Genomic DNA, 12,607 nt, shown 5'->3' on the forward strand with positions numbered 1-12,607 from the left:
ATTTATAAAAGAAAGATAATCTCGCGCTGGCGTTAATAGCTCATCTTACCCCTCCGCCAAGAGAACGATATAGGCCGACTAGTGATAAAAACTGCAACCGTTTTGTTGTAATAAGCGAAAGTTCTGCCTCAAGTACGTTACGTTGTGCTGTAATGACTTCCAGATACGTAGCATAGCCGTTTGCAAATAACTCATTCGACGTAGTGGCGGCCTGACGTAACACGCTAACTTCCTGCCGTCGGATGCTTGCTACGTTCCGATAATTCTCCAGCCCTTTCAGACTTGTTACAACTTCCGATACACCATTGAGCAATGAACGCTGGTAGGCGTAAAAAGCTTCCCGACTTTGGGCGTTCGTTATGGCCAGATTACCCTTTAGATGTTTCCGGTTAAATACGGGAGCTGCCAGACCGCCTAAAATACCAAGTGCAATAGACTGCGGATTCAGCAGTACTTCGGGCCGGAATGCGTTGAGCCCAACGTATGGCGTGAGGTTCAATGAAGGCAGAAACTCAGCCTGAGCAGCCGCTACGTCGATATTGGCCGCTTCCAGTTCACGCTCTGCCTGACGAACATCGGGCCGACGACGTACCAGTTGGGCTGGTATACCCTCTGAAAAATTTGCAGGAACCGACTGCTTTTCGATAGATGCCCCCCGGATTATAGGCTGTGGGTAGCGACCGAGCAGTGTGTTTAACTGGTTTTCGGTTTCAATGATATCCTGACGTACGTTTCCGTCCAGTGCACGGGTATTGAGCAACTGCGCTTTAAACTGTTGAACGGCCAGTTCAGTAACTCGTCCCGCTGATTTTTGGACTTCTACCAACTCCACCGCTTTTTGTTGTAGTTCTACGTTTTCGCCAATGATTTCCAGCTCCGCATCCAAGGCCAGTAACGAATAATAAAGGCGTGCTACGTCGGAAATAAGTGCAGTAGCAACTAGGTTTCGGCCCTCCTGAGAAGCGAGAAAACGAGTATATGCCGCCTTTCTCCGATTCCGTAGTTTACCCCAGATATCAATTTCCCAGGATGAACGCAGACCAAGAAAATAGTCAGGTGTTGGAGTCGGAATCAAGCTGCTACCACTTACATTGCCCGATAAGTTCGTATCGAAATTACCGACTCCGTTGAGAGTGTAACGCCCATACCGGTCTACACCGGCAGAAGCTACGGCATCGATTCGAGGTGCCAGCGGCCCCTGACTAATTGTATAATTCGCGCGTGCCATTTCGATACGTTGCACGGCAATCTTCAGATCCAGATTGCGGCTGATTGCGGTATCGATAAGCGCCACCAGATTCGGATCAGAAAAAATCGTCTGGTGCGGCAAGTCGCCAATATTTGTTGAATCAGTACGTCCCAGATAGGATTGCGGCACGGCAATAGTTGGTACTGGTGCGGGAGCAATCTGGGTTCGGCAACTACTTATGGCGCCCGCAAAACATAAACTCAGTAAAAAAGAATAAGAATTAATTTTCTTGAAGAACGGCACCATTAGTGTTGGTTTTGGTAGAAACGGATTCTGATAAGTCGTCGTCAGTAGATTTGGGAGCGATTTTCTGGGCAATTGTAGCGAATAATACGTACAGCCCCGGAATAAGCACCAGCCCAAAGATGGTTCCGATGAGCATTCCGCCAGCCGCAGCCGTGCCAATTGAACGGTTACCCAAAGCGCCAGCTCCTGTGGCAATACAAAGTGGAATCAGACCAGCAATGAAAGCCAGTGAGGTCATCAGAATCGGACGTAAACGGGTTACGGCTCCTTCGATAGCTGCTTGCACAATTGGTAGACCTTCCTGCTGACGCTGGTTCGCGAATTCGACAATCAGAATGGCATTTTTACCCAGAAGACCAATCAGCATGACGAGCGACACCTGCGCATAAATATTGTTTTGAAGCCCTGCGAGTTGGAGACAAAGGAACGAACCGAAAATCCCGACTGGCAGCGATAGAAGTACGGCCAGCGGTAAAAACAGGCTTTCGTACTGAGCAACCAGCAGCAGATAAACGAAAACTAGACAGATCACGAAAATGAAAATAGCTTGATCGCCTGAGAGAACTTCCTCGCGCGACATGCCCGACCAGGCAAACGAGTAGCCTTTGGGCAGCGATTTGTCCGCTACCTCCTGTACGGCTTTAAGCGCATCTCCACTACTGTAACCGGGTGCCTGCTCGCCATTGACCATGGCCGAGATATACATATTGTAACGCGTGATCTGCTCCGGCCCATACACACGTTTCAGGCTGACAAAGTTGGAATAAGGTACCATTTCGCCCGCTTTATTCTTTACCCGAAGATTCAGTACGTCCTCCGGTTTTGAGCGGTATTCGGGAGATGCCTGCACCATAACTTTATACATCTGATTGAACCGAATAAAGTTAGAGGCATAGAAGCTTCCCATGAGCGTTTGGAGAGTCTCCATCGCGTTTTCGATTGATACACCTTTCTGGGCCGCTTTATCCTGATCTACCTCCAACAAGTATTGCGGGAAACTAGGGTCGAAACTAGTGAATGCGTTACCTATTTCCGGGCGTTTTCTCAGGGCTGCAATAAAGTCATCGGCTACTTTTTTCGTCTTCTGCAAATCACCGGAACCCGTCCGGTCGAGCATACGTAGCTCAAAACCGCTGGCATTACCAAATCCCGGTACGGTTGGCGGTGGAAAAAACTGAACGCTGGCATCCTGAATACCTTTCGTTTGTGCCGTTAGATCGGCAATGACGTCATCGACGGTTTTAGAACGATCATCCCAACTTTTCAGGTTAATCATACCCATGCCATACGAAGCTCCGTTACCTTCAGTTATAAGGCTGTAACCGGCCAGCGTCGATACGTTTTCGACGGCTTCCATCTTCGACGCTATCTGCTGGATTTTGTCCATGACATCCTCTGTCCGTTTTACAGTAGATCCCACGGGTGTTGTTACACTTACGTAAATCATTCCCTGATCTTCAGTCGGAATAAAGCTACTGGGAAGAATGGTACTGATACCCCAAGTTCCAAACGAAAACACAACCAGTGTCAACACCGTAATGAGCCCGCGACTTGCTACACGGCGAAGAATAGTCTGATAACGACCGGTCATGGCGTCGAAGCCACGGTTAAAACTGGCGAAAAAACGGCCCAGCAAACCTTTAGCCTGATGCCCATGCGTGGGCTTAAGCAGGATGGCGCACAGGGCGGGCGTCAACGTAACAGCGTTTATCCCCGAAATAACGATAGCGACCGCCAACGTAAGCGAGAACTGCCGATAGAAAATACCAACCGGCCCCGACATAAAAGCAACCGGCACGAACACGGCCGACATAACCAACGTAATGGCAACCAGCGCCCCGCTGATTTCTTTCATGGCGGCAAACGTAGCGGCTCTGGGCGATAAATGCTCTTCGGCCATCTTGACGTGTACGGCTTCCACCACCACAATGGCGTTATCGACCACAATACCAATCGCCAGTACCAGCGCAAATAGCGTCAACAGGTTGATCGAGAAGCCAATTGTGCTCATGAACGCAAAGGCTCCCACCAGCGCAACAGGCACAGCCAACGCACAGATTAATGTAGAACGCCAGTCCTGAAGGAAGATAAATACGACCAGAAATACCAGTATAAACGCTTCGATAAGGGTTCTAACCACTTCGTGAATCGACGCATCCAGAAACCGTGATACGTCGTAAGCGAAGTTGTATTTCATGCCGGGAGGGAAATTGGATTTCTTCAATTCCGCCATGCGCTCCTTCACATTGTTGATTACTTCGCTGGCGTTTGAGCCGGGACGTTGTTTCAACATGATTGAAGCCGATGGACGACCATCGGTTTTTGACAATACGTCGTAGTTCAGTGAGCCAAATTCAACCTCTGCTACGTCCTTGAGCCGCAAAATTGAGCCATCAGGTTCGGCACGTAGCACCAGATTTTCGTATTGTTTGGGCTCGAAAAATTTGCCCGAATACCGCAATACGTATTGTAGCATTTGGGGAGCCCGGTCGGCGCTTTCGCCAGCTTTACCCGGGGCCGCTTCGACATTCTGGGTGCGAATGGCTTCAACAACGTCATCGGCCGACAGATTGTAGGCGGTCATGCGATCTGGTTTTAACCATACCCGCATCGAATATTCCCGCGAACCCATAATCGTTGCCACACCGACACCCTCAATACGTTTAAGTTCGGCTAGTACGTTGATATCGGCAAAGTTGTAAATAAACTTTTCGTCTGCAGCCGGGTCATCACTGGTAATGTTGAGGTACAACAGCATACTGTTCACCTCTTTTTCGGTCGACACCCCCGATTTAATAACTTCGGCTGGTAATTCATCGAGCACGGTTGTTACACGGTTCTGCACACTCATGGCTGCCAGATCGGGGTCGGTGCCAACCTGAAAAACAACCTGAATAACAGTAACACCATCGTTGCCCGACATGGAATTCATATAAACCATGCCCGGTACTCCGTTGATGGCGCGTTCGAGCGGCATAGAAACGGCTTTGGTTGCTACTTCGGCATTGGCACCTGTGTAGCGGGCGGTTACAGTTACGGAAGGAGGGACGATATCCGGGAATTGCGTTACAGGCAGCCCCATCAATGCCAGAAAGCCCAGCAGCGTGATCAGGACCGAAATAACGGCTGAAAGCAGCGGGCGCTTTATGAATATATTGAACATGAGTTGAGTTGTTCTGGTGGACTGGTTATAGGTTTCTGGCCATTATGTTTAGTGAAACACAATGGAGTCAGAAATCTATACCCAGTAAATTAGTTACTGCTGAGCAAGCGTGTTCTGGGTAGGAATCGAATCGGCTACAGCAACGGGTTCTGGAATGATTTCGTCGCCATCGCGAACGTTCTGAATTCCTTCGTAAACGACACGGTCGCCCGGTTCCAGACCCGACCGAACAATGTAGTTGTGACCAATGCGAGCCTGTGGGACAAAGCTTCGCGATTTTACTTTATTGGTCTTGTCGACAACGTAAACGTAGTTTTTGTCCTGTACCTCAAATACGGCTTTCTGAGGCACCAGCAGTGCGTCGCTAACGATGTTTGGTAACCGGACTTTGCCCGACGAACCATGTTTCAGGACTTTGTTTGGGTTCGGAAAACGCGCGCGGAAAGCAATTGTCCCTGATTCTTCAAAGACTGTTTCCATCGTTTCGATACGTCCTTTATGTGGGTACGTAGTTTCGTCGGCCAGCGTCATTTCAACTTCCTGACCACCTTTGCCAACCAGATCGCGGTGGCGTTTCAGAAATCCCAAATATTCTTTTTCTGATACGTCGAAATAAGCAAAAACCTCGTGTAGGTCAGATACTTCGGTCAAAAGGGCACCTTCTTCGATCAGGCTACCGATTTTAAACGGAATCCGGTTGATAATACCATCGAAAGGCGCACGGATACTGGCCTGTGCCAGACGTAGCGATGCCGTAGATTGAGCCGATTCAGCTTCCTCAATCGTTGCTTTAGCAGCATCCAGCTTGGCTTTAGCGAGGTCTAATTCAGAAGGAGAAACAATCTTTTTATCGACCAGTAACTTTACCCGATTTACTTCAACTTCAGCCGTTTTTACGCCAGCAATAGCACTACGTAGCGAAGCGCGGGCTTTGTCTAGTTCAACTTTGTATTCGGCGGGGTTAAGCGTAAACAGAAGCTGGCCCTTATGAACGGTCTGACCTTCATCGACGTAAATTTTATCTAAAAATCCTGACACACGAGCCCGAATTTCAACGTTACGTACAGCCTCCATTGTTGTTACGTATTCGCGCTGGAGGGTTGTTGATTTACGGCTGAGTTGTACGACAGGTAATTTTAGTTTTTCTGTTCCTTCGGTTTTGGTTTCGCCGTTAGAGCAGCCCGCCAGAAAAGCACCGAGTAAAAGGGTGGGAGGTATGAGCCAATTTTTCATAGTTATAGAGCAGAGTGTATAAAAATGGCTTCACCTGAAGCTGACAGGGCAGTGCTTCAGGTAAAGTGTGTTTTTAGAAATAAATATCTTTACAATTGCCTGTCTTTCAGGCAACCAATAGGGTAAACGTAACTATACCAACGTATTGCTGGTGGTTTAGTTTAGGCTATAGGTTGTGGGGGCGGAGCACTGATTTCGGGTATGTATACCAAAAAAGGCTCTTGCCTGAATAGGATGTTGTCTGTTGTCAGAAACTGAACGGAGGACAGCAAAACATCAAAATTGAATAGGTGAATGAAATCGTAGTCGGCTTCTGATTCAACAACTTCTGTGTCGTTAGATGGAATTCCCGGTTCCGGTAATGTATCGGAAAAGGCCAGCCAGCTACCCAGAATAAACTTACTTAAATTCTCGGAATCAGCGAAGTTGCTTGTGAAAGTAGCGGTATTTCCAAAAAGGGACATGGGCATCTGTATGTCAGTGCTTAAATTAAGGGCCGATAGAGCCATTAAAAAGCACATGAACCGAAATATCCCAAATTTGTATTGCCGCACATTCATATCGATCAGAAACCAAATGTAATCCGAAACCAATAGAAACTCAACTAATTCCCAATCAGATAGTTATAAAACTTGAATAAAGATAATTTCATCTGAGATGGATTAAATTTTCATTAAAGATACTTACTTTTTTATGATTTTTTTCAGAATCTCTCAGCCACATCATTATCTAGAAACAATAAAAATCTGGTATGAATTGTCATTCCCGCCCGAAGAACGACGGCAACCTGATGATTTACAGGAACTTTTAGGCTATGAGGATATGCACCTCTGCGCGTTGCTGGAGCAAAACGAATTGGTGGGTTTTATAATTTACTGGGAATGGGACGATATTGTTTTTGTAGAGCATTTTGCCGTAGCTCCTGACCAGCGCGGAAAGCAATATGGCCAGCAGGCCGTTCTCGAACTGAAGCAACTCGATTGCCGCTATTGCGTACTGGAAGTAGAACGACCAGAAAACGAGACCCAACAGCGCCGAATCCGTTTCTATGAGCGACAAGGTTTTGTATTGAATCCGTTCGATTATGTTCAGCCATCTTATGGGCCCCATGGAAAAGCCATACCTATGCGACTGATGTCGATACCGGCCATTGAATCGATTCATACGTTCAAACAATTGAGTCAACTAATAAAGGAGCGCGTTTACGAACGATTTTACATGTAAAAACCCGGCAAACTAGCAGCTTGCCGGGTTTTTACGTATCAGACCACCCTAAGTCGATGGTCAGATTATAGTTTACGCGTTTTGCTTCATCCGAATAATGTTCAACGCGGCACCGGCCTTGAACCATTCAATCTGACCTTCGTTGTAGGTATGATTAACGGGGAACGTATCGGTTGTGCCGTCGGCGTGGTGCAGAACGATTTCCAACTGACGACCGGGTGCAAATTCAGTCAGTCCATTGATGTCGATTACATCGTCTTCCTGAATCTTGTCGTAATCGGCAGGATTAGCAAACGTTAACGCCAGCATACCCTGTTTTTTTAGGTTGGTTTCGTGTATCCGGGCAAACGAACGTACCAGAATAGCCCGCACGCCAAGGAAGCGAGGCTCCATAGCTGCATGTTCGCGAGAAGAACCTTCGCCGTAGTTTTCATCGCCTACAACAATCGAACCGATACCGTTGGCTTTATAATCACGTTGTACCGCCGGTACTTCACCATATTCGTCGGTTAGCTGATTTTTAACCGTGTTGGTCTTCTCGTTGTAGAAGTTGAGCGCACCAATCAGCATATTGTTCGAAATATTGTCGAGATGTCCCCGGTATTTCAACCAAGGGCCAGCCATCGAAATATGGTCGGTCGTGCATTTGCCTTTCGCTTTGATCAACAGTTTCAGCCCTTTCAAATCGGTACCTTCCCAAGGCTTAAATGGAGCGAGCAATTGCAGACGGTCAGACGTTGGGCTAACAATTACCTCAACACCTGAACCATCTTCGGCAGGAGCCTGATAGCCAGCGTCGTCAACTGCGTAGCCTTTTATAGGTTGTTCAATACCTGCTGGCTCATCGAGTTTCACCTGCTCACCGTTTTCGTTGGTCAACGTATCGGTCATTGGGTTGAACGTCAGATCACCCGCAATGGCGAGAGCCGTTACGATTTCGGGCGAGGCCACAAACGCGTGAGTGCTGGCGTTACCATCGTTCCGTTTCGCAAAGTTTCGGTTGAACGACGTAATGATTGAGTTTTTGCGGGTTGGATCGTCCATGTGCCGCGCCCACTGACCAATGCAGGGACCGCAGGCATTAGCCAGAACAACGCCACCAATTTCTTCAAACGTATCGAGCAGACCATCGCGTTCAGCCGTAAATCGAACCAGTTCCGAACCGGGCGTTACGGTAAATTCAGCTTTGGTTTTCAGATTCTTGGCTGTTGCCTGAGCCGCCACCGACGCCGAACGGGTCATGTCTTCGTAGCTCGAGTTGGTACACGAACCGATCAGACCTACTTCCAGTTTAGCAGGCCAGTTGTTTTCTTTCACTGCTTTAGCAAAGTTCGACAAGGGCCACGCCAGATCTGGTGTGAATGGGCCGTTTATGTGTGGTTCGAGCGTATCCAGATCGATTTCGATCAGTTGATCGTAATACGTAGCGGGGTCAGCGTAAACTTCATCATCCGAACGCAGATGTTGTTTTACTGCATCGGCTGCATCGGCAATATCGGCCCGGCTGGTTGCTTTAAGATAGTTGCCCATCTTCTCATCGTAAGCAAAAATCGACGTAGTAGCCCCGATTTCAGCTCCCATGTTGCAGATCGTACCTTTACCCGTTGCCGAAAGGCTTTCTGCGCCATCGCCAAAATATTCAACAATGCAGCCCGTACCGCCTTTTACAGTCAGGATACCCGCCACACGTAGTATTACGTCTTTAGCTGAAGCCCAACCGCTTAGTTTACCAGTTAATTTTACACCGATAAGTTTCGGCATTTTCAATTCCCAGGCAAGACCTGCCATTACGTCGCAGGCATCAGCGCCACCTACACCGATAGCAATCATTCCCAGACCACCTGCGTTAGGTGTGTGCGAATCGGTTCCGATCATCATACCACCCGGAAACGCGTAGTTTTCAAGGACAACCTGGTGAATGATACCGGCACCGGGTTTCCAGAAGCCAATTCCGTATTTGTTCGAAATCGACGACAGGAAATCATACACCTCTTTGTTTTTGCTTTTCGCAACATCCAGATCTTTTTCGGCACCCACTTCTGCCTGAATCAGGTGGTCGCAGTGTACAGTCGATGGAACGGCTACTTTAGGTCGGCCAGCCTGCATAAATTGCAACAAGGCCATTTGTGCTGTGGCGTCCTGCATGGCTACTCGGTCAGGCGCAAAGTCCACATAATCTTTTCCCCGAACGAACGCCTGCTTAGGATTCCCGGCAAAAAGGTGACTATATAAAATCTTTTCCGACAGAGTCAGCGGTTTGCCGACTGCCTGCCGGGCTGCTTCGACGCGTTCGCCGAGATTGGCATAAACACGCTGAATCATGTCTAAATCAAAGGCCATAGCAAATGAGGATAACGGTTACTGAAAAGTATCTTACTACAGAGATAACCAATGAATACTGAAAATGGATTCCGGTTAGTGGCTTAAAATTAGAAGTTTCTGATTCCGTTTGGCAATTTGCCCTCACCTGCCCGGTGAATTGCCCCTCGCAAAGCATAATATAGAATTAGTCTACCTTAGAATCGGACATAATCGAAAACCCTGAGGGTTAATCTTTAGTTAATACTGGAATATTATCAAACTACTGACTCTTATGAACAATCGAAATGCCCTTTTATCCGTAGCCGCTGTACTCGCCTTCGGACTGACGTTTTTCTCGTGTAAAGACGACGGAAATCCAACTGTAACGAACACGACAACTCGTCTGACAGCTACCATAAACGGGGCCAGTGAAAAACCAACAGCTACTACGTCAACAGCCACAGGCTCATTTACGGGCATACTTGATGAGTCGACCCGTACGCTGAGTTATACCGTTGCATATACAGGGCCATTTACATCGTCATTAACGGCTGGCCATATTCACCGGGTAACAAATGCTACAGCTCTGACAGGTGGTGTTGAAATTCCGTTCTCCAGCCTTGGATCACCCATTGTCGGTACGTTCCAATTGGCTAATCAGAATCGGGTTGATAGCCTGAAAAACGGATTTTACTACGTTAATCTCCACACTACTACGTATCCAAACGGAGAAATTCGGGGAGATATTAAAAGACAGTAACCTTTGATTGGGTGAATCACGATCATGAGTAAACCAAAAGGCCAGAATCGGAAAACTCCGTTCTGGCCTTTGTGCATTATGGCTAAATTACGATTGACGAATTAGGCAACCGTAATCGTTTGAGCCGGTTTGTTAGTATCTGGATTCTTGGGTAACGTCACTTTTAACACTCCATCAGCGTAAGTGGCGGCAATGGTATCCACAAGAACTTTATTGTTCAACTGAAAAGACCGTTCAAATGAGTGGTGGCTATATTCCTGATACGTATAGGTACCCGTTGGATTTTCAGACGTATCGGCAACTTCGTAAGAAACTTTCAGTACGTCATCTTTTACCGTCAGCTTAACATTTTCTTTTATCAGCGCTGAAGCAAATAACGAGATAACATATTCATTTTCGGTTTCTTCAATATTGACAGGTACTTGCTGGAATCCCCAGCCATGCCGACCAAATTTCTGACCACCCCAGAATCGGCCAAACCGCCCACGGCCCCATAGACCTCCAAATTTACCCGGACCAAATCCTGAACCACCCCAATTACCGCAATTTCCTTTATGATTTTCTGTTTCGAATGCTTGTTTCGTGTACATGGTTGTTTTGTGTTTACTGATGTTGACTAAGTTAACTTTCTGAGATTACCCAATCGGGATAACACGCTCAAAACGAGGTTGATTTGCGCTCGTATGGTACGAAGGATTATCGATGGCAATGATGGTAGCCGATTGCCAATGACCTTGTCTAAGCGGACCGAACGAGCGACCCATTAAGCGAGGGCCTACTACCCGAGCCAGCAAAAATAAACCGGCCCCAATCAGGAGTACTTTCAGAATAAGTGTGATCAAAAACAGAGTTAAACCGACTGCCAGTGCTATACCAGCTACTCGCCAAATAATGTTCATTGTGTTTATCGTTAAAAGGTTTGCAAAAGCCTGATCAGGAACTTTGATAAGGATGACGGAGAAGCCAGCATGTTTACTTTAACGAATCGTAAAATTTTTTTGAGAATTTTAAACAGAATAGATAAATATTACTTTATATTGCTGATAATCAATATATTATTTTCTTAAATTTTTTCTCTTTAACCAAAAAAAACTGCCCAATAAGAGCAGTTTCGATTTGTACTTAGGTGAGTTTTAGCGAATGTTCGACCTCGGTCAGCCTACAATTTTCAAAATTGTTTGATAAAGAACTTCGCTACCTAAAGCCAGGTCTTCATAAGACGCATATTCGAGCGGGTTGTGGCTGATACCATCTTTGCAGCGAACAAAAATCATCCCGAAATCACAAGCTTCCGACATCACCAATGCATCGTGAAATGGCCCGCTTACGAGTTCTGGCGCATCTAGTCCTAGTTCAGTACAACTATCACGGATGGTATCTTTTATCCAGTCGGCGCAATAACTCGATTTGATGTCAGTATCAACCGTTAGTTCATACGTTAACCCATGTTCCTGACTAATTGTAATAATGGCTTCCTGAAGCTGATGTTCGCAAGTTGCTCTGCGTGCCATATCGATGTCCCTGAATTCCATCGTCATACGTACCGATTCGGGTATAATATTTCGAGACGAAGGAAACACATCGAACGTACCGACAGTCCCGACGGTAGGGGCAGGGCTAAACTGAGACGCAATTTCATTGACCACAACAGCCACTTTAGCAGCTCCCAGCAACGCATCCTTACGTAGCGGCATCGGCACCGAACCCGCATGGCCAGCCATTCCCTTCAGGCTAAGGCTCAGCAAAAGTGGCCCGGCAATTCCGCTGACAATGCCAATCGGCTTATTGAGTTTGTCCAGTATCGGCCCCTGTTCAATGTGTAACTCCAGAAAACAGCGGATACTCCCCGGTGCATATTCGTCGTCCTTAAATTTCGTAATGTCGCAGCCAAAATCACGTAGCGCCTGTTCGCGGGTTATTCCGTCTTTATCAGTGCGTTGAAGTTCGCCGGGTTCCAGCTTTCCAAGGAGGCCTCTTGAGCCGAAAAGCCCTTTGTTAAATCGCCAGCTTTCCTCATCGGCAAAAGCGATAACGTCGATACTCGTTTCGGGCACGATTCCTTTTTCGGCAATGGTGCAAACGGCCTCAATAGCGCACAAAACACCCGCAATGCCGTCGAAACGACCGCCGTATGGTTGTGTATCAAGGTGAGAGCCTGTCATCAGAATCGGCGCGTCGGGTTTTTTGCCTGCAAGTCGTCCAATCAAATTCCCAAAGCTGTCGATACGTACCGTAAGACCAGCGGCTTCCATCCAGCTTTTGGCGTGCATAAACATTTCTTTTTCGAGCGAAGAATGCGCCGGTCGACACATTCCCGTTTCGCCGATTTTTCCGATACTGCTCGAAACCTCAAAAAAATGCTGAAGGCGGGATGGATTTATGTTCATCAATTAGCGAATGAATAATGTTAAATGGACAATGGTAATGCAAA

Annotated in this window: 10 protein-coding genes; 2 read left to right on the forward strand and 8 right to left on the reverse strand. The window is 47.2% G+C overall.

Going from position 1 to position 12,607, the window contains the following annotated elements; all coding sequences use genetic code 11:
- Positions 1-40: 40 nt before the first annotated feature.
- The 4 genes from ACYVD4_RS05895 to ACYVD4_RS05910 form a co-directional block, all read right to left on the reverse strand.
- The gene (locus ACYVD4_RS05895; RefSeq protein ID WP_460943384.1) at positions 41-1,495 is read right to left on the reverse strand and encodes a TolC family protein; all 1,455 of its coding nucleotides are present in this window, start codon (positions 1,493-1,495) and stop codon (positions 41-43) included.
- Positions 1,470-4,658 (reverse strand): efflux RND transporter permease subunit, encoded by a 3,189-nt coding sequence (locus ACYVD4_RS05900; protein ID WP_460943386.1) that lies wholly within the window; start codon positions 4,656-4,658, stop codon positions 1,470-1,472. The genes ACYVD4_RS05895 and ACYVD4_RS05900 overlap by 26 nt, the downstream gene beginning before the upstream one ends.
- Before the next feature lie 93 nt (positions 4,659-4,751).
- On the reverse strand, positions 4,752-5,891 hold the full coding sequence (locus ACYVD4_RS05905) for an efflux RND transporter periplasmic adaptor subunit (RefSeq protein ID WP_460943388.1): 1,140 nt from the start codon (positions 5,889-5,891) through the stop codon (positions 4,752-4,754).
- A 161-nt stretch (positions 5,892-6,052) separates the two neighbouring features.
- Positions 6,053-6,361, reverse strand: a complete 309-nt coding sequence (locus tag ACYVD4_RS05910) for a hypothetical protein (protein WP_460943390.1) — start codon at positions 6,359-6,361, stop codon at positions 6,053-6,055.
- 223 nt (positions 6,362-6,584) lie between these two features.
- On the opposite strand from ACYVD4_RS05910, the gene ACYVD4_RS05915 reads away from it, so the two are divergent.
- Positions 6,585-7,115, forward strand: a complete 531-nt coding sequence (locus ACYVD4_RS05915) for a GNAT family N-acetyltransferase (protein WP_460943392.1) — start codon at positions 6,585-6,587, stop codon at positions 7,113-7,115.
- Positions 7,116-7,187: 72 nt separating this feature from the next.
- On the opposite strand, the gene ACYVD4_RS05920 is transcribed toward ACYVD4_RS05915, so the two are convergent.
- A complete protein-coding gene (locus tag ACYVD4_RS05920; RefSeq protein ID WP_460943394.1) occupies positions 7,188-9,455 on the reverse strand; it encodes an aconitate hydratase in 2,268 nt (755 codons plus the stop codon).
- A 253-nt stretch (positions 9,456-9,708) separates the two neighbouring features.
- On the opposite strand from ACYVD4_RS05920, the gene ACYVD4_RS05925 reads away from it, so the two are divergent.
- Entirely contained in the window at positions 9,709-10,176 is a 468-nt protein-coding gene (locus tag ACYVD4_RS05925) for a CHRD domain-containing protein (protein ID WP_460943396.1), read from the forward strand.
- A 101-nt stretch (positions 10,177-10,277) separates the two neighbouring features.
- On the opposite strand, the gene ACYVD4_RS05930 is transcribed toward ACYVD4_RS05925, so the two are convergent.
- The 3 genes from ACYVD4_RS05930 to ACYVD4_RS05940 all read right to left on the reverse strand — a co-directional run bounded on the left by ACYVD4_RS05930 (position 10,278) and on the right by ACYVD4_RS05940 (position 12,563).
- Entirely contained in the window at positions 10,278-10,766 is a 489-nt protein-coding gene (locus ACYVD4_RS05930; RefSeq protein ID WP_460943399.1) for an Hsp20/alpha crystallin family protein, read from the reverse strand.
- A 45-nt stretch (positions 10,767-10,811) separates the two neighbouring features.
- The gene (locus ACYVD4_RS05935; protein WP_460943401.1) at positions 10,812-11,075 is read right to left on the reverse strand and encodes a hypothetical protein; all 264 of its coding nucleotides are present in this window, start codon (positions 11,073-11,075) and stop codon (positions 10,812-10,814) included.
- Between the two features lie 255 nt (positions 11,076-11,330).
- On the reverse strand, positions 11,331-12,563 hold the full coding sequence (locus ACYVD4_RS05940) for a M20 family metallo-hydrolase (protein WP_460943402.1): 1,233 nt from the start codon (positions 12,561-12,563) through the stop codon (positions 11,331-11,333).
- Between the last annotated feature and the right edge of the window lie 44 nt (positions 12,564-12,607).

This window comes from Spirosoma daeguense (assembly GCF_054776875.1).